Source organism: Peristeroidobacter soli, from assembly GCF_004138485.1.
Taxonomy (GTDB): Bacteria; Pseudomonadota; Gammaproteobacteria; order Steroidobacterales; family Steroidobacteraceae; genus Steroidobacter; species Steroidobacter soli.
On record NZ_RYEV01000006.1, the window covers coordinates 67,938 to 89,664 of the forward strand.

Here is a 21,727-nt window from a genome sequence, read left to right on the forward strand (position 1 = left end):
AGTCTCATGCGTTCAGTCGGTACCCGGCATCTGCCGGTCACACGCGTCGCCGTCGCGGTCGCTCTGGCCTTGCAAGGCGCGGCAGCGTGGGCGGATCTCAACGGCGTAGCGTCGTTCAACATTCCAGCCCAGCCGCTGTCCACGGCGCTGATTCAGTTTTCCAACCAGGCCGACGTGCAAGTGGTGAGCAATGCCGACCAGCTTGGCGAGCTGACCAGCGCCGGCCTGTCCGGCAAGCACTCGGGCCGCGAGGCGTTGCAGCTGCTGTTGCGCGAACATTCGCTGCAGTTCCAGGAAATCACCAATCGTTCGGTGCGCATCATGCCGGTCAAGGTCGCCGCCGCCGGCAACAACGCGGCCGCCGAGAGCGAACAGATCGAAGAAGTGGTCGTGCAGAGCACGCTGCTGTTCGTGCAGAACGACGCGTTCGGCGCCACCAAGATGGGCCTGAGCATCCTCGATACGCCGCAGACGGTGACGGTGATCACCGAAGACATGATGGAGCTGATGAACGTCAACACGCTCGACGACATCAATCGGGTGTTGCCCGGCTCCTCGCGCACTTTCGACTTCGTCGGCAACCAGAATTTCTATTTTCGCGGCTTCCAGGTCGACCTGGACACCGGGCTGCGTATCGACGGTTTTCGTTTCGACAGCGAAAACCAGCTGAATCCGGCGCTGTTCGAGCGCATCGAAGTGATTCAGGGCGCGACCTCGACCATGTACGGCCAGAACACGCCGGCCGGCATGGTGAACGCGGTGTCGAAGATTCCGCAGCCGACCTTCAAGGCCGAAGTCGGCCTGGAAGGCGGCAGCAACGAGTTCTACGACGTCGATGGCGACGTGACCGGTCCGCTGCTGGGCAGCGACAAGTGGTCGTATCGGCTGCTCGGCAACTACCAGAGCTACGGCACGCATTGGGATCAGGTCGAGGACGATCGCTGGATCGTGTCGCCGTCGGTGCGCTACCAGGACGAGAACACCAATTTCATCGCGCGTTTCGTTTATCAGGAACGCGAGGCGACGCAGTTTCGCAGCTCGTATCTGCAGTTCGACCGCGCAGTGCCCGGCGCGCTGACGCCCGCGCAGGCTATTGCGGCCGGTGCTGAAATCGTTTCGTTGAAGGTGCCGAACTCGCGCTTTCTCGGCATGCCGTGGGGCTTTCAGAACGAAGACATCCTGACCGCGCAGACTCAGCTCGATCACACGTTCGACAATCGCTGGACCGTGCGCGGCAATCTGCAGTACAGCCGGGAAGGCCGCGATACCTCGCTGTACGCCGTCGGCGGTCCGTTCGCTTCCGATGGCCGTGCTGCCTATGAGTACGTGCAGGATCTGTATTCGACCTCGAAGTCGTACAGTGGCGAAGTGAATCTGTATGGTCCGTTCCAGGCGTTCGGTCGCGAGCACACGGCGTTCATCGGTATCGATTACGGCGCGCAGAACACGGACCCGGCCGTGAATCTGCTCGCGTACACCGCGCTCAACTACGGGACCACGCGCTTCAATGCGTTCACGCCGGACTATGGTTTGACGACGCAGGCTCAGGCCGACGCGTTCATGGCGACGCAGCCACTGAACTTCACCGAGAGCAACGACAAGTACCTGGGCATCACGGCGCAGGTGATGTTGAAACCCATCGATCGATTGACGTTGAGCCTCGGCGGTCGCTACTCGTATGACACGGTCAAGACCCGCACGGGGCGCGCGATCGGTCTGCAGGCGGCCAAGGCGGCGTTTGCCGCCGCCGATGCGACGCTGACGGACTTCGACGATTTCGTGCATCAGATCGGCGCGACGTTCGAAGTGGCCGATCACATGAATCTCTACGCCTCGTACGGACAAGGCTTCTCGCCGGTGACCAACCGGCGCTGGGTGCCGAACGATCCGAGCGGCGAGCTGATCGGCGCGGAGCTCAGCCGCAACTATGAAGTGGGCTTCAAGGCCGACTTCAACGCGGGCTGGGGCCTTCGCGTCGCGTTGTTCGACACGCGTCGGACCAATATTTCGCAGTCCGATCCGGATCTGACTCACACCTGCGGCGCCGGTGCGTGCTCGTTGCCGATCGGCGAGCAGGTCGCACAGGGCGTGGAGGGTGTGATTCAAGGCCGCCTCACGCCGGCGATCAATGCGTTCCTGGCGGCGAGCTATCTCGATACCTTTTATAAGGGCGACCTGAAGGGCATCCGCCCGAACAACACGCCGCGCTTCAGCACCAGCGCGTTCGCGAGCTATGAGTTTCTGGAGAGCAAGCTGCTGCGTGGGTTGGGGGTGAGCTTGGGTGTGACCTACAAGACGGACCTGGTCGCTCCGGACACCACGCTGCGGCGGAATGGCGTCGTATATGTGTACGAAGTGGGCGATGTCACGGAGATGGATGCGCGTGTGTTCTACAACTGGCAGAACATGAACTTCTATCTGTTGGCGACCAATGTGCTCGACGAGCAGTACGTGGCGGCGTCGAATTTGAACCTTGGCTTGAACATGCACACCAACCCGGGCCGCGAGTATCGGGCGGGTGTGAAATGGAAGTTCTGATGGCGGCGTGATGATTCGCGTGCCGCGTCGAATGCGAGTGATCGCGATGGCCTGCATCGCTCTATGGAGCGGCGCAGGCCTCGGCGCGGCCGCGCCCTTGCCGACTGAGCTGATTATTCGAGATGTGACTGTCATCGACCCGTCCAGCGGGCAGATGCTGGATCACCGGTCGGTTCATATCGCGGCCGGGAAGATAATCAAGATCGAGCCGGCGCTGGTACGGAATGCCTCGGGTTCGATCGCAGCCGATGGGATCGAGGTTGAGCCGGCGCTGGTACGGAATGCCTCGGGTTCGATTGCAGCCGATGGGATCGAGGTTGAGCCGGTGCTGGTACGGAATGCCTCGGGTTCGATCGCAGCCGATGGGATCGAGGTCGAGCCGGCGCGGGTACGGAAGGGCGCGGGGCGGAATGCAAGCGCGGGTCCTTCCGGTCCGGGCCAGGGCGGCGGGACTCAAAACAATCATGCTGCTGCGTTATTAGTCGATGCAGAACGCAACTCCGATGCAGCCACGGTATTGGACGGCGCTGGAAAGTTCCTGATTCCGGGGCTGTGGGACATGCACAGTCATCTTCGCGATTACGTCGAGTATGCATTGCCGATGCATATCGCCTTTGGTGTCACCGGCATTCGTGACATGAGCGGCGACTGTCCCGATCCAAAAGCCCCTGCCGCTTTCTGCATCGACGACGTTCGGCAGCTGAACTCGCGCGTCAGTGCTGGTACAGAGCCCGGCCCGCGAGTGTTGTGGGCCTCGAGCGATTTTGTCCACGGGCCGGAGCTGCGTTCCAGCCTGCCGGGGACGATGCCGAAGTATCTATATCCGGCTACCGCCGAAGAAGGCCGCCTGGTCGCGGAACATTGGCAAGCTCGCAGCGTCGATTTCATCAAAACTTATAACGGCATTCCGCCCGCCGCCTACTTCGCCTTGGCAGACCGCGCGCGCGAGTTGGGCATCGAAGTGTCGGGCCACGTGCCGCTTGGCGTATCCACTTCCGAAGCTGCGGCTCACGGCCATAAAACCATAGAGCACGCGCGCAGTATTCTCTATGACTGCAGCGACTACGGCCCCGAGTATCGAGCCGCGATGGCCGCCGTCGCATCGGGCGTACCGAATGCGAACACACCTGACTCCACCGAACGAATGCGACGCACGGTGAATGAGTTCGATGCGCAGCGTTGCGAGGCGATTCTTTCCGATCTGGCAAAGCGAGGTGTGTACTACACGCCAACTCATCTCACGCGCGAATCGGATGCGCGCGCCAGTGACGCCGCTTATCGCAACGATCCGCGCTTGAAGTATGTGATTCCGAAGTGGCGTGAGTACTGGGAATCCAACTTGAACTCGGCGGCGTCGAAGTCGGCGGAGGTTCGCGAGCTGTACCAGCGTTTCCACGAACTGGGCCTGCGGGTCACCGGAATGGCGCACGCCGCGGGCGTGAAGATCCTGGCGGGGACCGATGCATTCGACACGATGATCTTCCCCGGCGCGAGTTTGCACGATGAGTTCGCTCTGCTTCACAAGGCAGGTTTATCGCCGATGGAAGTCTTGCGAACAGCGACGACAAATGCCGCCGAGTACCTCGGCCTGCAGCGTCAATACGGCGCGGTCCGCGAAGGCTGGACAGCCGATCTGGTCCTGCTGAACGCGAACCCGCTCCACGATATTCGCAACACGCGGGAGATCGCCGCCGTGATCGTTGGCGGCCGATGGTACGAGCGAGCCCAGCTCGACGGGTTCCTGCGCGATGCCGAGCGATATGTAGAGCAGGCCAAGGCCAACGTTGCTCCTTCCGTTGAACACTGAACTCACATGACAAATTTCGAGAAGCATTCAGTCCTCGTCGCGATTGCTCTACTGCTGCCGATGCAGCCTCTGTTCGCAGCGGATGCTCGCATACGCGCCGCAGAGACCGGTCTGCGGGATGCGGTGGAGGTGCAGGACGGGGTGCAGGAGCGGTGGACGATTGCGGATCGGATGAAACATTGGGGTGTGCCGGGCGTCAGCGTCGCGGTGATTCGCGATGGCAAAGTTGCGTGGGCCAAGGGCTATGGATTGAAGCAGGCGGGCACGACCGACAAGATCGATACAGACACGGTCTTCTCTGTCGGTTCAGTCAGCAAAGTCGGAGCCGCCGCCGTGACGTTACGGCTGGTCGACGCCGGCCAGCTCGATCTTGATCGCGATGTGAACGAGTACCTGACCCGCTGGAAGATCCCGCCCAACTCCTTCTCTTCCGCACGCCCGGTAACATTACGCGGCATTCTTTCGCACACTGCCGGTTTGAACGTACACGGCTTCCCGGACTTCAAGCCGGACGCGCCGGTGCCAACGATCCTCGAAACATTGCAAGGCAAAGCGCCCGCCGTGACGGAGCCGGTGCAAGTTACGCATCTTCCAGGCACGAAGCTGGTGTACTCGGGCGGCGGCACCACCATCGAGCAATTGATCATCGAGGAGCGCACGGGCCTGGATTTCCCGGCCGCCGCGCGACGTCATGTATTCGATCCGCTCGGCATGAAACGGAGCACATATCAGAACCCGCTGCCAGCCTCGCATGGAAACATCGCCAAAGCCCACGATCGCGACGGCAAGCCCACCGCCTTGCCGCGCGGTTGGGAGACGATGCCGGAACTGGCCGCCTCAGGCCTGTGGACGACGCCGAGCGATTACGCAAAGTTGATGATCGCACTGATGGATTCCTATCAGGGCGACGCGAACTCATTCCTCACTCAGGAGCTGGCCGTGCAGATGATGACGGAAGTCGGCCCCAGTCGCGCCGGCCTCGGTCCGTTCCTCGATGGTCATGGCCTGTCGCGTCGGTTCGCGCACTCGGGCTCGAACGATTCCTACAAGGCCTACATCGAAGGCTATCCGGCCAAGGGCGACGGCCTGGTCATCTTCACCAACGGCCGTCGCGGATTTCGGGTGATCAATGAACTGCGTCGTGCCATCGCGATTGCAGAGGGATGGCCGTTTACTGGCGTGACTACAGTGCCGGCCGTGACGCTGTCAGCGCCGCAACTCGCGGAGTTGACTGGCCTCTATATGGTCGCGCCCGCCGGTGGGGTCGTGAATACGCGCCACGGTGTCGCCGCGGAGGCGGCATACAAAGTGTCTGCTGACGGCACGCGCCTGCGCATCAGCGACGCGAGTGGAGTGGGGCAGATCGAGTTGATCGCCGAGGATCGCACGCACTTCGTCGCCGACGAAGATGTCGACGTGCGAGTCGAGTTCGTCCGTGGCTACGACGGCGGCATCGAACGGCTGATTCATCGCTACGGCGAGTACGCGGTCGAAGCGGTCAAGCAGAAATGATGCGGGCTTTTATCGCATCCGTTCTGTCGTTACTCGCGGTGCTCGCGCAGGCGGCCGAAAGCCCACGCATGCAACGATTGGAGCAGTCGTTGAAAGCGGAAGGCGCGAAGGCGACCGACGCGTTCTGGCGTGAGATCGACGCCGCCGGCACGCCGTTGATCGAGCGCATGCCAGGTCGAGTCGATCGCATGTGGGTAACGTTCCTTTGGCGTCAAACGGCGCAACGTGACGCAACCGAGGTCGGTGTCGTCGGCATTTTCAATCAAACGCCCTGGCAGTCGAACGATGTGCTGACACGGCTCGCGAACAGCGATGTTTGGTATCGCACCTACGAGCTGGAGACGGACGCGCGAGCGCCGTATGCATTCTCCTGGCCGGAAGGGCGCGTCACGGATGAGAAGCCGCTGCGAAAGGAATGGCGCGTCGGTGGGATGAGAGAAATATTCCGAGACCCGCGCGCTCGTCACGAAATCCCCGAGGTGTTCTTCGCCCGCGAGACACCCGTCGACGAAGACTATTTCGAGGGCCCGGACGCAAAGCCCGAACGCTGGCTGAAAGCACGCGCCGGCGTCCCGCGCGGCACAGTCTCCGAACGCGAAATCACCAGTCGCATCCTGAACAACACGCGCGAGGTGGCGATCTACACACCGCCCGGCCACAGCAAAGATAACGGCCCATACGCGTTCGTCGTGTTGTTCGACGGCCTCTCATATCTATACAGCGCCGCCATCCCGACGCAGCTCGACAACATGCGAGCCGATGGCGTGCTGCCGCCGGTGGTCGCCATCATGGTCGATTACATCGACGCCGCGCATCGACAGTGCGAGCTCACCGGTGAGCCTGAATTCGGGCGCTTCATCGCTGAAGAGCTCGTGCCAGACTTGCGGGAAGAGCTGCATTTGACGCGCGATCCGCGCAAAGCCGTCGTCGCGGGTGCGAGTCGTGGCGGTCTCGCGGCGAGTTATATCGCCGTTCGTCACCCGCGGACCTTCGGGAACGTGTTGGCGCAGTCCGGTTCATTTTCATGGGCGCCGAAGGGTGAGCCCGATGGCGCGCTGTTGCGGGAACTGGCGGAGCAACCTGCATTGCCCGTGCGCTTTCATGTGGTGGCGGGGACCTGGGAGACCCCTGATCGGATGCTTCGCTACAGCCGCGCGCTGCGCGATCTACTGGAAAACAAGCGCTATCAGGTCAGTTATGGCGAGTATCCAGGTGGCCACACGTTCCTGAACTGGCGAGCGACGCTGCCGGACGGCTTGATTGCCCTGATGCGTCCGTAGACGGCCGGAGGGGCCGCTGCCGAGCCAGGGGTGGGGAATGGCGCCAGGCGCCGACATTGCCCCGAGCCGGGGTTTCGGGTCCAATGCCCGACCTCGCCGGGTTGCCATCAGGAAGCAGGGTGAAAATAACCCTCGCCATCATTGCGATGCTGCTGTTGGGGACGTGTTCCCAGCCGCCCAGTGTCATGGAGCAGATCTTGCGCAGTGGGGAGCTGCGCGTCGTGACTCGCAATCTGCCCAGCGCCTATTACCTGGGCGCGGACGGGCCGCAGGGGCCCGAGTTCGATCTGGCCGCGCGCTTTGCCGCCGAGCTGGGCGTCAAGCTGTTCATCTATTCCGTGCCTACCGTTGCCGACGTCGTGCGCGAGCTCGAATCGCGACGTGCCCACATCGCCGCGGCGGGTTTGACGCGTGGCCTGCGGCTGCCGGGACAAACAGGCTTCGGTCCGCCGTATCAACAGGTGCGCGAGCATCTGATCTTCCGCCAGGGCGATCCGCGACCGCGACGGCTCGATCAAACCTACGACGGTCACATCGAAGTCGTCGCCAGCAGTGCGCACGCCGCCACGCTGGAGCAGCTGCGCGTCTATTACAGCAATCTGTCGTGGGTCGAAAACCCTTCCGTCGAAACGGAAGAGTTGTTGTATCGCTTGTCCCGACGCGAGTTCGACTACACCGTCGCGGATTCGAACGAGTTCGCCATCGGTCGCGCCTTCCATCCCGAGATTCGAGTCGCATTCGATCTGTCGGGCGGCAAGGCGCTGGCGTGGGCGGTCGATGCACGCGATCCCAGCTTGCTCAAGCGCGTGACCGCATTCTTCTCATCGGCACGCGCCGAGGGCCGGCTCGCATCCATTCTGGATACGTATTACGGCGGCACCGATCGCTTCGATTACATTCAGGCGCGCGTGTTCATGGAGCACATCGAATCGCGCCTGCCGCAGTATCGGCACTGGTTCAAGGAGGCGGCCGGCTCGATCGGAGTCGATTGGCGCTTGCTGGCGGCGGTGGGTTATCAGGAATCGCATTGGGACCCGGGCGCGACGTCACATACCGGCGTGCGTGGCTTGATGATGCTCACGGAAGAAACGGCGCAGGCGTTGAACGTCGGCGACCGGCTCGATCCGCGCGCCAGCATTTTCGGAGGTGCGAAATATTTCGTCTGGCTGCGCGATCAGATTCCCAAGCGCATTCTGGAGCCGGATCGCACCTGGTTCACGCTGGCCGCCTACAACGTCGGCGTCGGCCATCTCGAAGACGCGCGCATCCTGACGCAGATGCATGGAAAGAATCCGGACTCATGGAACGACGTGCGTGAGCATTTACCATTGCTGACGCAGGAGAAATGGTATTCGCGAGTGAAGCGCGGTTATGCGAGAGGCTGGGAGCCAGTGCGCTTCGTCGAGAACATCCGAGGTTACATCGACATCCTGGATTGGGTTGCGACCGACACGGGGCCGGCAGCACAACGCGAGGCCGCGCCGGCGGCGACTACCACGAGCACGGCGCCCACGACCAATTCCAACAGCATGCTGACGCCGAGGCGCTGATCCGATGATCGAAAGCGGCCGAGGCCCTTGCGATGCGCCCGGCAAAAGACGCGACTTTTACTGGGCTGGCCTCAGCGCTTCTTCTGCTGTGCCTTCTCGGCGTAGGTGCGGGACAGCTCTTCGGCGAACAGCGTCGGCAGATTCTGCTCGTTGCGCTGATTGAGCACGTGATAGAACTCGGTGTAGAGATCCCAATACTTCATCTTGTTGGCCGCGCCGAGCAGCGCGCCACGCTTCAAGCCGCGATCGAAACGTTCCTGCAGTTCACCGGGCTCGATACGATTCATGACTTCGTCGATCGCGGCCTGGATGGCGCCTGACAGCGCCTGCTGATGGGTGCGCAGATCGGCGAACGAATCGCGGATCGCGTCCACCGGGCCGAGATAGCGCGTGTTGTTGTGGCCGTCGAACAGCTTCACCAATGCTTCATCGACGCTCGCCGAGAACTTCAGCGGATTGTTGTCGGCCGGCTGAATCGTCGTCTGGCTCAGGCGCAGGCGGTTCTTCTGATCGGAGCGGCTCTTGAGCACGTCCATCAAGCCGAGCACCACTTCGCGAGTCATCTGACCGGCGAGCTGGAGCAACGCGTGCTGGGTTTCCAGCGGGATCGAGGCAGGATCGATGCCAGCGCCGCGACAGAACGCTTCGACGCCATTGGCCGGCTCGAGCGCGGTCGGGTTGTCGGTGGCGCGGCGAGCGGGCGTCGGCGCGGGTGCCGGCTTCTCGACCGGTTTGGCCAGCGACGCGGGATTGGTCAACGCCTGCAGCGATTTGCGATCGTACGGCTTGGTCTGCATCTGCCAGTCGTCGGACTTGCTGCCCGGTACGATGGTGCGCTGATCGCCTTCGTCCGGCGCATCCAGCAGTGAAGCAAAGCCGCTGCGCGCCGGCTTGCCGGGCACGGTGTTGTTCGTAAGACCCGGACGCGTGGGTTGCAGATCGATGCCCAGCGCCTTGTTGATATCGAAGCCGCCGGCGCCGATCGCGGCGGCAGTGGCCGGAGCGGCGGCGGTCGAGGCGGGGGCCGGCTTGATGGCCGCATCGGTCAACAGGTCGGTGAGGTCCAGTTCTTCGCCCAGGTCCATGATTTCCGGCACGGGTGAGCCGCGTCGCGACGGGACCTTCGCGGGTACCGGCAGCTGGCCGCTGGCATCCGAGGGGAAATCCTGGCGTTCGTCGATGCTGACGATAATTTCATAGTCGCCGAGCCGCAGCCGATCCCCGTCTTTCAGAGGATATGCGCCGTCGACCGAGGCGGGCACGTCGGAGCCGTTGATGAAGACTCCGTTGGTGCTGGTATCCTCCAGCATCCATTGGCCGGCACGAAACTCCACCTTGCAGTGGTGGCTGGAGATGTAGCGATCCGGGTCCGGCAGGATCCAGTCGTTGTCCGCGGCACGGCCGATCCGTCCGCCGGTGACGCCGAACAGGCGCGAGCTGCGCTTGCCGAGCGCCTTGTAGTGATCGCTGATGATGCGGAGTTTCAGTGCCATTGACCGAGAATTCAGGAGATTGCTGACGCGGTAGCGATCGCGGGATACCAGGACAAAATGAACGGTAATGTTACATAGCCTGGACCCGCAGCCTACCAACGAGGCCCGATAGCAAGATGGCAGCCAGTCACATTTTCAAGGTCGTGTTTGTCAACCAGGGCAAGGTCTACGAGATCTATGCCCGTAAGGTGAGTCACGGCTCGTTGTTCGGCTTCGTGGAGGTCGAGGAGCTGGTATTCGGTGAGCGTTCAGCCGTAGTGGTCGACCCTACGGAAGAAAAGGTAAAAGCCGAATTCGAAGGCGTAAAACGCACTTATCTGCCCATGCATTCGGTGTTGCGCATCGATGAGGTGCGGCAGCAAGGCGTGAGCAAGATCAGCACCTTCGAAGGCTCCAACGTCACGCCGTTTCCGATGCCGGTGTACACGCCCGGCGACAAGAAGTAAGAGGCCCTCAATCGCCGTACGGCTCGGATCGGAGCTGTTCGAGCCATACGGCGATTGAGGGCGTCTCATTCCGGCGGCCGGAATCGGGCCTCCGGAAATCAAGCGGTATTTCCGGTATGATTCGCGCCCGTTCCGCTGCCCCCGCCGCACCGCATGCTGACACTGTCTGGCGCGCCTGCACTGTCCGATTTTCGCACCGCCCGCCTGCTCGCCGCCCTTCGATCGCGCCTCCCCGCGGTCCAGTCCCTGACCACGCGCTTTACGCATTTTGTTCAAGCGCAACGGGTACTTACCGCTGACGAACGGGGCGTGCTCGGGGCCCTCCTGACCTACGGGCCGGCACAACCGAGCGCCGCGCACGCGGCCTCCGACCAGCTCATAGTGATCATTCCACGCCCAGGCACGATCTCGCCCTGGTCGAGCAAGGCCACCGACATCGCGCAGGTCTGCGGGCTGCAGGCCATCGAGCGCATCGAACGGGGCATCGCTTATTTCGTCCGCGGCTCCCAGCCGCTGTCGAAGGCCGATCTCGAAGCCATCGCGCCGCTGCTTCACGACCGGATGACCGAGGCTGCCGTGTTCTCCTACGACGACGCGGCTCAATTGTTCGATCACCAGTCGCCGCGTCGCCTGAACACGGTGCCGCTGCTGGCTCGTGGCCGCGAGGCGCTCGCTGAAGCGAACGAATCGCTCGGCCTGGCGCTGTCGGCGGACGAGATCGACTATCTCGCCGACAACTTCAAAAAGCTCGACCGCGATCCGACCGACGTCGAATTGATGATGTTCGCGCAGGCGAACTCCGAGCACTGCCGGCACAAGATCTTCAACGCGGACTGGATCATCGACGGCGAGCGTCAGCCGAAGTCGCTGTTCGCCATGATCAAGAACACGTACGCGAAGAATTCGCGTGGCGTGCTTTCCGCGTATCGCGACAACGCGGCAGTGATCGAAGGACCGCTCGGTCGTCGCTGGTTCGCCGATGTGAATCAGCATACGTACGCGTTCAACGACGAGCCCATCGACATCCTGATGAAGGTGGAGACCCACAATCATCCGACCGCGATCTCGCCCTTCCCGGGCGCGGCGACGGGCTCGGGCGGTGAGATTCGCGACGAAGGTGCGACCGGTCGCGGCGGCAAGCCGAAAGCGGGGCTCGCGGGCTTCTCGGTATCTCACCTGCGCATTCCCGGCTTCGAACAGCCGTGGGAACAGGATTTCGGCAAGCCGGGGCGCATCGCGTCGGCGCTCGACATCATGGTCGAAGGTCCGCTCGGTGCCGCGGCGTTCAACAACGAGTTCGGTCGACCCAACATTCTGGGCTACTTCCGCACGTTCGAACTGGAAGCCGAAAAGTCGGGTGCACGCGCCACGCTGCGCGGTTATCACAAGCCCATCATGATCGCGGGCGGCGTCGGCAACGTTCGTCGCATGCACGTCGAGAAGTCGGACATTCCTCCGGGGGCGAAGATCGTCGTGCTCGGCGGTCCGGCGATGCTCATTGGTTTGGGCGGTGGCGCGGCTTCGTCTGTCGGCAGCGGCGCGAGCACCGAAGATCTGGATTTCGCGTCCGTGCAGCGTGGCAATCCCGAGATTCAACGTCGCGCGCAGGAAGTCATCGATCAGTGCTGGGCGATGGGCCAGGACAATCCCATCCTGCTGATTCACGACGTCGGCGCGGGCGGCATCTCCAACGCGATTCCCGAGTCGATCGCGCACACCGAGGGTCGCGGCGGTCGGATCGATCTGCGCACGGTGCCTTCGGTCGAGCCGGGCATGTCGCCGGTCGAGATCTGGTGTAACGAGGCGCAAGAGCGCTACGTGCTGCTGATCGACGCCAAGGACGTGCAACGCTTCTCCGAGCTGTGCGAGCGCGAGCGTTGCCCGTTCTCGGTGGTCGGCGATATCACCGACGATGGCTGGCTGAAGGTCGGCGATCCGTTGCTGAAGGAGCCGCCGGTGGATCTGCCGCTCAACGTCATGCTCGGCAAGCCGCCGAAGATGACGCGCGATGTGAAGAAGCTGGCGCCGCTCGGCGACGACTTCGCCGCCGCCAATCTGGATGTGCGGGACGCTGCGTATCGGCTGCTGCGCTTCCCGGCGATCGCGGATAAAACATTCCTGATCACGATCGGCGACCGGACGGTCGGCGGCATGATCAGCCGCGATCCGATGGTGGGCCCGTGGCAGGTACCGGTCAGCGATGTCGCGGTGACGATCAGCGATTACACGTCGGCGACGGGTGAGGCGATGTCGATGGGTGAGCGTACGCCGCTCGCGCTGTTGAATGCGCCGGCGTCCGGTCGCATGGCGGTGGGCGAGGCGGTTACAAACATCGCCGCTGCCGACGTTGCCGCGCTCGATCAGGTGCGCCTGTCCGCGAACTGGATGGCTGCCTGCGGCGAGCCCGGTGAAGATGCGGATCTGTATGCGACGGTGCAGGCGGTCGGTGAGGAATTCTGCCCGGCGTTGGGCATCACCATTCCGGTCGGCAAGGATTCGTTGTCGATGAAGACGACCTGGCAGGGCGAGCAAGGTCCTCGCCGCATGGTCGCGCCGCTGTCTTTGATCGTTTCGGCGTTCGCGCCGGTGCGCGATGTCCGTCGCACGCTCACGCCGCAACTGCGGCCGGAGCTCGACAGCTCGCTGGTCTCGATCGATCTGGGCGCCGGTCGCGATCGGCTCGGCGGCTCCTGTCTCGCGCAGGTGTTCGGCAAGCTCGGCCACGAGGCGCCGGATTGTGACGATCCGAAAGCGCTCGCGAATTTCTTCGCGGCCATCGTCGAGCTGCGTGCTGCCGGTTCGATCGTTGCTTATCACGACCGCTCGGACGGCGGTCTGTTCGCGACGCTCGCGGAAATGACGTTCGCGGGCCACTGCGGCGTCGACGTCGATCTCGGCGTGGAAGTGCGCGACCCGAACGCGGCGCTGTTCAGCGAAGAGCTGGGCGCGGTGCTGCAGGTTCGTACGGCCGATGTGAAGTCGGTGTTGAGCGTGCTGGATCGTCACGGTCTGGCGACGATGAGCCGTGTCATCGGCAAGGTCACGAACGAAGATCGCGTGCGCATTCGTACGGGCGGCGAGTCGCTGCTCGATGAGTCGCGAACCGATCTGCATCGCGCCTGGTCGGAGACCAGCTTCCGCATGACGCAGCTTCGCGATAATCCGCGGGGCGCGCAGGAACAGTTCGAGACGGTCACCGATCCAAACAATCCGGGTCTGAACGTCAAACTCAGCTTCGATCTGAATCAGGACATCGCGGCGCCGTTCATCGCCAAGGGCGCGCGCCCCAAGGTGGCGATCCTGCGTGAGCAGGGTGTGAACAGCCACGTGGAGATGGCGGCTGCGTTCCATCGCGCCGGCTTCGCGCCGTTCGACGTTCACATGACCGATCTGGTCGCGGGTCGTTTCGATCTGAACGATTTCCGCGGCATGGTCATCTGCGGCGGCTTCTCATACGGCGATGTGCTCGGCGCCGGCGAGGGCTGGGCGAAGTCGATTCTGTTCAACTCGCGGCTGCGTGACTCGTTCACGAAGTTCTTCCATCGGCCGGAGACGTTCTCACTCGGTGTCTGCAACGGCTGTCAGATGATGGCGGCGCTGCGCGAATTGATTCCGGGCACGGAGAACTGGCCGAAGTTCGTGCGCAATCGCTCGGAGCAGTTCGAGGGTCGCTTGAGTCTCGTCGAAGTGGTGAAGTCGCCGTCGCTGTTCTTTGCCGGCATGGAAGGATCGCGTATGCCGATCGCCGTCGCGCACGGCGAGGGTTATGCGGACTTCGCGGGGCGCGGCGATATCGATGCGCTGATCGGCGCGAATCTCATGTCGCTACGCTTCGTCGACAACCAGGGCAGCGCGACGGAACGTTATCCCGCGAACCCGAACGGCTCGCCTCGCGGCCTGACGGGCATCACGACCCCGGATGGTCGCGTCACGTTGACGATGCCGCATCCGGAGCGCGTGTATCGCACGTTCCAGAACTCGTGGCATCCGGATGGCTGGGCGGAAGACAGCCCGTGGATGCGGATCTTCCGTAACGCGCGAGTCTGGGTGGGCTGATTTTCGCCTGCGCGAGATGCCGTCGCTCGATGCGCTGACACCGGCGCGGAGGATCGATTAGAGTACGGCGGCAATGTCTCGTTATATCGTCAAGCCGTTGTTGAAAGCGATCGAGGTGCTGAAATGTGTCGGGCAGCTGCCCGAACCGCAGTCCTTGAAGGAAATCGCGCTGCGCGTCGGTCTGCCCAAGACCACGGTGTTTCGATATCTGCGCACGCTGGAAGCCGCCGGCATGATCGTTCACGACACGGAGCGCGACCGGTTCCGGATCGATGTCCGCATCATCGGCATGATCAATCTCGGCAGCGAGATGGAGCGGCTGCGCAACGTGTGTCTGCCGCACATGCAGACGCTGTGCCGGCTCTGCGGCGAGACCGTCAACCTCGGGGTTCTGGAGGGGTCGGACATCGTCTATCTGGAGATCCTGCAGGCGCCGCAGGCCGCCAAGCTGCAGGCGCGAATCGGCGGGCGCCACCCGAGCCATACCACCTCCATCGGAAAAGTAATGCTGGCCAACATGACGTCGGAGGCACGCGCGGCGGCCTTGCCTCGCGTGCTTCGTCAACGTACGCGACGGACGATTCTGGAGCGACAAAGCCTGTTTCTGGAGCTCGATAAAATTCAACGCCTCGGCTATGCCGAGGACGACAGCGAGAACGAAGACGGCGCGCTGTGCCTGGGGGCGCCGGTCTTCGATGCCTCGGGTGAGGTGATCGCGGGGCTGAGCATTTCGGCACCGACCGTCGGCGCGTCGGCCGATTGGAAACGAGAGATGACCGCCCATGTCATCGCCGAGGCGCGTTCCATATCGACGGAGCTCGGCTTCGTAGCTGGCTGATTGCCGGCGGCATTTCACGTCGCGAAACATCGGCCGCTCGTATTTTTCCGTGGCTTGAGCCATTTATGCAGCACCGTAAGGTCGCTCGCCAATGGACTCACTCATGTCACTCAACTCGTTCGATCTCTCCAAGGCACGGATGGCCGCCGCCGCGAAGTTTCTCGCCGGCGGCGTCAGCAGCAACTTCCGCCTCAACATCTCGCCCACGCCCCTGGTGATCGACAACGGTTACGGGCCGTATGTCGTCGACGTCGATGGCCATCATCTGATCGACTATTACCTGGGCATGGGCCCGATGATTCTCGGGCATGCTCCCAAGGCGGTCATCGAGGCGGCGCGCTCGCAGCTCGATCGCGGCATCATCTTCGCCAGCCAGACGGAAGTGGAGTTCGAAGCCGCGCGGCTGGTTTGCGAGCTGGTGCCGTGCGCCGAGCGCGTGCGATTCGGTTCGTCGGGCACCGAAGTGATCCAGGCGGCGCTGCGTCTGGCTCGTGCCGCGACCGGCAAGCAGACTGTCGTCAAGTTCGAAGGTCACTATCACGGCTGGCTCGACAATGTGCAGTGGAGCGTCGCGCCGTCGGCCGCCGCGTGCGGTCCGATCGAACATCCCAACAAGGTGCCCGGCACGCCGGGGCAGGACCTCCAGTGCGGCACGAATGTAGACGTGCTCGGCTGGAACGATCTCGGTGCCGTCGAGCGGCGTCTCGCTCGAGGCGATGTCGCGGCGGTCATCATGGAACCCGCGATGTGCAATACCAGCGCCATCGCGCCGAACCCGGGTTATCTGGAAGGCGTGCGCGCGGCTTGCAGCAAGGCGGGCGCGATCTTGATCTTCGACGAAGTCATCACCGGCTTTCGTCTGTCGGCCGGCGGTGCGCAAGGCCTGTTCGGTGTCAAACCGGATCTGGCCACGTTCGGTAAGGCGATCGCGAGCGGATTTCCCGTCGCGGCGCTCGCGGGGCGCGCGGACCTGATGGATCTGTTTGCCAGCGGCGGCGTCATGCACGGTGGCACGTACAACGCCCATCCGGTCAACATGGCGGCCACCGTTGCCACGCTTCGCACGCTCGCACAGGGTGACGTCTATGCCGCGGTCGAGAAGCACGGCCGACGTTTGATGGCAGGCATCGAAGAGACCCTGCAGCACTATGGCATTCCCGCGCGCATCCAGGGCTTCCCTGGCATCTTCCACGTCGCTTTCGGTGTGACGACGCCGATTGTTTCCTTTCGCGATACGTTCCACATCGATCGCGCCCGTTACATCAGATTCACCACCGCATTGATCGAGCGAGGTGTGCGGGCGTTGGAGCGCGGCGCGTGGTTCCTGTCATCGGAGCACGATGAGAGCGTGATCGCGGCGACACTGGATGCCGTGTCGGGAGCCGCCAAGGCTGTGGCGTGAGCGAGGCCTCGTATCCCAGTCTCAGGAATCGTCACGTCGTCGTCACTGGCGGTGCAGATGGCATTGGTGCGGCGTTGGTGGCGGCATTTGCCCGCCAGGGTGCAAGGGTCACCTTTCTCGACATCGACGATGACAGGGCGCGAGCCACGCTGGCTCGCGTCGAGGAACGAGGCGGCGCAGGTCGTTACATACATTGCGACCTGACCGACGTTGCCGCGCTCCAATCGACATTGCGGGATGCCATGCGCGAATGGGGGCCGGTCACCGTGCTGGTCAACAACGCAGCCAATGACGAGCGCCGCGACTGGCAGGTCGTGACCAGCGAGGAATGGGATCGGCAGATCGGTGTCAATTTGAAACAGCAGTTCTTCGCCATTCAGGCAGTGGCGCCGGCGATGGCCGAGGCTGGCGGCGGTTCGATCGTCAACATGGGCTCGATCATCTGGAAGCTCGGCAGCGGCGGCTTGCCCTGTTATGCAACGGCCAAAGCCGCCATCGTCGGGCTGACGCGCTCGTTCGCGCGAGACCTCGGCTCGTCGAACATCCGCGTCAACTCGGTGTTGCCTGGCGCCATCATGACCCGGAGGCAGATCGAGCTGAGGCTCACGCCGGACGCGGAGCAGAGCATCCTTCGCGGGCAATGTCTCAAACGGATGCTCGTGCCGGCGGATGTGGCACCCATCGTGCTGTTCCTGGCCGCCGACGACGCGGCCGCCTGCACCAACCAGAACTATGTCGTCGACGGTGGCTGGAGCTGATGACCAAGCAACGAAAACTGCGCTCGACCCACTGGTTCGGCGCGCACAGCAAGGATGGTTTCATTCACCGCAGCTGGTTGAAGAACCAGGGCTACCCGTCCGATCTGTTCGACGGGCGGCCGGTGATCGGCATCTGCAATACCTGGTCAGAGCTCACGCCCTGCAACGGCCATTTTCGGGCGCTCGCCGAACACATCAAACGCGGCGTCTACGATGCCGGCGGCTTTCCGCTGGAGTTTCCGGTCATGTCGACCGGCGAGGCGCTGGTGCGGCCCACCGCGATGTTGTTTCGAAATCTGATGAGCATGGACGTGGAGGAGACCATCCGCGCCAATCCGGTCGACGGCGTCGTGTTGATCACCGGCTGCGACAAGACCGCGGTCGGACCCTTGATGGGCGCGGCCAGTTGCAATCTGCCCATGATCGTCGTGCCCGGCGGTCCGATGTTGAACGGCAAGTTTCGCGGCTGCGATCTCGGCTCGGGAACGTCGGTCTGGGAATTCAGCGAGGAAGTGCGCGCGGGCCGGATGAGCATGAGCGATTTCATGGCGGCGGAAGAAGGCATGTCGCGCTCGGCCGGCCACTGCAACACCATGGGCACGGCCTCGACCATGGCGTGCATGGCCGAGGCGCTCGGCTTGACGTTGCCCGGGGCAGCGGCGATTCCTGCTGTCGATGCCCGCCGCAATGTGAGTGCGCGGCTGACCGGCAGGCGCATCGTCGAGATGGTGAACGAGGAGCTCACGCCGCACAAAATTCTGACGCGAGCCGCGTTCCAAAATGCGATTCGCACCTTGGGAGCGATTTCCGGCTCCACCAACGCGGTCGTGCATCTGCTGGCCATCGCCGGCCGGATCGAAACGCCACTCACGCTCGACGATTTCGATCGCTGGGGGCGCGCAGTGCCGACGCTGCTGGATGTGCAGCCGGCCGGCGCACTGTTGATGGAAGAGTTCTATTACGCCGGCGGTTTGCCCGGCGTGTTACGCCGGCTCCACGAAGCCGGGTTGTTGAATCCCGATGCGTTGACCGCCAATGGTCGAACGCTGGTGGACAACAGCGCGACCGCGCCTGTTCACAACGACGCGGTCATCCGTCGCTTGCATCAGCCACTGGTCGAAGAAGGTGGGATTGCGGTGTTACGCGGTAATCTCACTCCAGCCGGCGCCATTCTGAAGCCCGCCGCCGCGACGCCGGCTCTGTTGCAACATCAGGGCCGCGCTGTCGTGTTCGAGAACATCGAGGATTACAAACAACGCATCGACGATCCCGATCTGCCGGTCGATGAAAGCAGCGTGCTGGTGCTGAAGAACTGCGGACCGATGGCCTATCCCGGCATGGCCGAAGTCGGGAACATGGGACTGCCTCGCAAGCTGCTGGAGCGTGGCGTTCGCGACATGGTGCGCATTTCGGATGCGCGAATGAGCGGCACGGCGTACGGCACGGTGGTTCTGCACGCAGCGCCTGAGGCTGCGGCGGGAGGCACGCTTGCGTTGGTGCGGACTGGAGATGGGATCGAGCTCGATCTGGCAGGCCGTCGTCTGCATCTGGATGTGAGCGATGTCGAACTGGCGCGACGTAGAGCGCAATGGCAGCCGCCCCGTAACGAGCAGCGTGGCTACGCGCAGCTCTACGTCGATCACGTGCTCCAGGCCGACCGCGGCGTCGACTTCGATTTCCTGGTCGGCTGCCGCGGCGTCGAGGTGGCTCGCGAAAGCCACTGAGTAGTCAGCCGCGCTATCGGGCGCGGCTGACGAATTGGTGTTGTTGGGTGCCGAGCCCTTCGATCCCAAGCGAGACGCGGTCGCCGCTGCGGAGGAAGCGCGGCGGCTTGCGGCTCATGCCCACGCCGGAGGGCGTGCCGGTGGTGATGATATCGCCGGCACGTAACAACATGAGCCGCGACAGGTACGCGACCAACTGATCCGGCGTGAAAATCATCTGGCGAGTGTTGCTCGACTGCACGGTCTCGTCGTTCACTCGCAACCACATCGACAGCGCGGTCGCGTCGGGCACGCTATCCACGTCGACCAGCCACGGCCCGAGCGGACCGAAGCCGGGAAAGCTCTTGCCCTTGACCCATTGGCCGCCGTGCTCCAGCTGGAACTTGCGTTCTGAAATGTCATGGCAAACGCAGTAGCCAGCGATGAACTCGCGAGCCTGCGAGGGCTCGATTTCGTAACAATCCTGCGAGATCACTATCGCGAGCTCGCACTCCCAGTCCGTCGCCGTGGAGCCCGCGGGCAGCGGCACATCGTCGTTCGGCCCGGCGATACACGAGACGGCTTTGTTGAATACGATGGGCTCGCCCGGCACGGCGGCGCCGATTTCGTGGGCATGATCGCGATAGTTGAGCCCGATGGCGAGGAAATTGCTGGTGCCGGCGACGCATGGCCCGAGCCGTGCGCCGGCCTCGACCAGCGGCAACCGTTGCGGATCCAGTTCGCGCAGCCGGCGCATCACGCGTGGTGCGAGGAACTCGCCGCCGACGTCGCCGATCTCGGCGGATAGATCTCGTAAGGAACCATCGGCGGCGACCAGGCCCGGTCGCTCCTGACCGGCCACACCATATCTGATCAGTTTCATTCGATCGATCTCCGTAACTTATTGGGCACGCAGCTTCACGAGCGTGACAGAGGGGGCGGCGACGTTGGTGATCGTGAGTAGTTCGCCCGCTTTGAGCGAGCGGGTCTCGGTCTGCTCGAGGTTGTGGCTCGCATCGATGCGATAGATCGCGGCGGAGGTGGCGCCCTTCCAGGGAACGTTCTTCAGCGCGATGGTGTACGCCGAATGGTTCGAGACCTGGTTGCTGATCATTACCGAGGCGGATTTGCGATCTTCAGCCAGGCCGGCGAGCACCGCGAACGATGCTTCGTCACTCGTCTCGGCGCCATCGGCCTGCACGCGTAGCGGCGTGTCGAGCATCCAGCGAAAGGCGCGGAATGGATAGAAGTTCTTGTAAGGCACGCCGTGGTTGTCGTACATGCCCCAGAAAAATGCGGTGCCGGTGTAGTAGTTGGCGACGTCCACCTTGGAGTCCTGCAGGAAAGTGAGCATCGCGCCGGCATAGGCCGCGCCTTCGAGGCCGTGAATGCGCTCGAAGATCTGCTGGGTATAGAGCGGCTCGACATGCATCCGATTCCAGTCGCCGGGAAAGTAGTTCCACTCGTTCAGATGAATCTCGGCCTTCGGGTAGCCGCCGCTGTCCGTCAGCGCGCGAATGTGGTCGGCCCGGCGCGCGACCAGGAAGGGGCGGGTGCCGTAGTTGTGCCAGGAGACGAAGTCGATCGGCACGCCGCGTTGCTTGTTATAAGCGAGAAAGTCCTTGAGGAACTGGTCGTTCGAAGCCAGTGCCGGGCCGCCGACTTTCAGCGTGGCGTCGTAGCGTTTGAGCGCGGTGGCGGTGGTGGCGTACAGCCGGTAGTACTGCTCGGCCGTGCCGCTCCAGAAGTTCGGCACGTCCGGCTCATTCCAAACTTCCCAATAACGAATGCCGAAGCGGTGACCGTCGGCCCAGCCCTCGTTGTAGTGACGCACGATGTTGACCGCGACCTTGGCCCACTTGTCGTAGTCGGCCGGCGGATGACTGTAGTACTTCACCTTGGTGAGCTCGGCGCTCTCGCCGATGCGGAAAATGATCTCGGCCTTCAGATCCACCAGCGACTGGATGTAGCGGTCGGTCTTGCTGAAGTCGTAGTTCTTCGGGTCGTCCGGATCGGCGGAGAAATCGCGGAAGATCACGTGCATGTCGCCGGCGGCTTCGTAGACCCAGGGAGTGTCGTGGGTGCGGATGTAATGGAAGCCCAGCTCGCGATATTGCTCGGTGAGATCCACCGAGCCACGCACGGCGAGTGGACCGCTGTGGACGTCGTGTAGCGGACGGATGCGCCCGGTTTGTTTGCGCAGATCGACGTTGATCGGTTTCGTCTCGTCGTCGGTTTGCTGCGCGTTGCCAACGCCGGTGAATGCGAGTGCGGCGAGCGTGCACGCGGCAGCTAAGATGCGGAATGATCTCACGAGGTTTCCTTGGTGACGCCAGGTGGTTCG

The 21,727-nt window shown here is 63.1% G+C and carries 14 protein-coding genes; 11 read left to right on the forward strand and 3 right to left on the reverse strand.

The features are described 5' to 3' along the window. The first annotated feature begins 6 nt into the window (after positions 1-6). The 5 genes from EKO19_RS26850 (at position 7) to mltF (ending at position 8,687) form a co-directional block, all read left to right on the forward strand. On the forward strand, positions 7-2,538 hold the full coding sequence (locus EKO19_RS26850) for a TonB-dependent siderophore receptor (protein ID WP_129780458.1): 2,532 nt from the start codon (positions 7-9) through the stop codon (positions 2,536-2,538). 19 nt (positions 2,539-2,557) lie between these two features. Continuing rightward, positions 2,558-4,345, forward strand: coding sequence for an amidohydrolase family protein (locus tag EKO19_RS26855; RefSeq protein ID WP_157995455.1), 1,788 nt, complete (start codon positions 2,558-2,560; stop codon positions 4,343-4,345). A gap of 6 nt (positions 4,346-4,351) precedes the next feature. Continuing rightward, a complete protein-coding gene (locus EKO19_RS26860; protein WP_129780460.1) occupies positions 4,352-5,857 on the forward strand; it encodes a serine hydrolase domain-containing protein in 1,506 nt (501 codons plus the stop codon). Continuing rightward, a complete protein-coding gene (locus EKO19_RS26865) occupies positions 5,854-7,137 on the forward strand; it encodes an alpha/beta hydrolase-fold protein (RefSeq protein ID WP_129780462.1) in 1,284 nt (427 codons plus the stop codon). Before EKO19_RS26860 ends, EKO19_RS26865 begins: the two co-directional genes overlap by 4 nt. A 119-nt stretch (positions 7,138-7,256) precedes the next feature. Beyond that, positions 7,257-8,687 (forward strand): membrane-bound lytic murein transglycosylase MltF, encoded by a 1,431-nt coding sequence (mltF, locus tag EKO19_RS26870; protein WP_157995456.1) that lies wholly within the window; start codon positions 7,257-7,259, stop codon positions 8,685-8,687. A 71-nt stretch (positions 8,688-8,758) separates the two neighbouring features. Here mltF and tagH read toward each other — a convergent pair whose 3' ends face one another. Then, the gene (gene tagH, locus EKO19_RS26875; protein ID WP_129780466.1) at positions 8,759-10,180 is read right to left on the reverse strand and encodes a type VI secretion system-associated FHA domain protein TagH; all 1,422 of its coding nucleotides are present in this window, start codon (positions 10,178-10,180) and stop codon (positions 8,759-8,761) included. A 116-nt stretch (positions 10,181-10,296) separates the two neighbouring features. Between tagH and EKO19_RS26880 the strand changes: the two genes are divergently transcribed. From EKO19_RS26880 to EKO19_RS26905, 6 genes are all read left to right on the forward strand, one after another. Continuing rightward, on the forward strand, positions 10,297-10,626 hold the full coding sequence (locus tag EKO19_RS26880; RefSeq protein WP_129780468.1) for a DUF1820 family protein: 330 nt from the start codon (positions 10,297-10,299) through the stop codon (positions 10,624-10,626). 153 nt (positions 10,627-10,779) lie between these two features. After that, a complete protein-coding gene (purL, locus tag EKO19_RS26885) occupies positions 10,780-14,682 on the forward strand; it encodes a phosphoribosylformylglycinamidine synthase (RefSeq protein WP_129780470.1) in 3,903 nt (1,300 codons plus the stop codon). Between the two features lie 73 nt (positions 14,683-14,755). Further along, the gene (locus EKO19_RS26890; RefSeq protein ID WP_129780472.1) at positions 14,756-15,520 is read left to right on the forward strand and encodes an IclR family transcriptional regulator; all 765 of its coding nucleotides are present in this window, start codon (positions 14,756-14,758) and stop codon (positions 15,518-15,520) included. Between the two features lie 103 nt (positions 15,521-15,623). Continuing rightward, positions 15,624-16,922 carry an aspartate aminotransferase family protein gene (locus tag EKO19_RS26895; RefSeq protein WP_217705622.1) on the forward strand — a complete coding sequence of 433 codons (1,299 nt, stop codon included), beginning with the start codon at positions 15,624-15,626 and terminating at the stop codon, positions 16,920-16,922. After that, on the forward strand, positions 16,919-17,680 hold the full coding sequence (locus tag EKO19_RS26900) for an SDR family NAD(P)-dependent oxidoreductase (RefSeq protein ID WP_129780476.1): 762 nt from the start codon (positions 16,919-16,921) through the stop codon (positions 17,678-17,680). Before EKO19_RS26895 ends, EKO19_RS26900 begins: the two co-directional genes overlap by 4 nt. Beyond that, a complete protein-coding gene (locus tag EKO19_RS26905; RefSeq protein ID WP_129780478.1) occupies positions 17,680-19,404 on the forward strand; it encodes an IlvD/Edd family dehydratase in 1,725 nt (574 codons plus the stop codon). Before EKO19_RS26900 ends, EKO19_RS26905 begins: the two co-directional genes overlap by 1 nt. A gap of 13 nt (positions 19,405-19,417) precedes the next feature. On the opposite strand, the gene EKO19_RS26910 is transcribed toward EKO19_RS26905, so the two are convergent. Further along, positions 19,418-20,266: a fumarylacetoacetate hydrolase family protein gene (locus EKO19_RS26910; RefSeq protein WP_129780480.1), complete on the reverse strand. Its 849-nt coding sequence runs from the start codon at positions 20,264-20,266 to the stop codon at positions 19,418-19,420. A gap of 18 nt (positions 20,267-20,284) precedes the next feature. After that, entirely contained in the window at positions 20,285-21,697 is a 1,413-nt protein-coding gene (locus EKO19_RS26915) for a GH39 family glycosyl hydrolase (RefSeq protein WP_157995457.1), read from the reverse strand. Between the last annotated feature and the right edge of the window lie 30 nt (positions 21,698-21,727).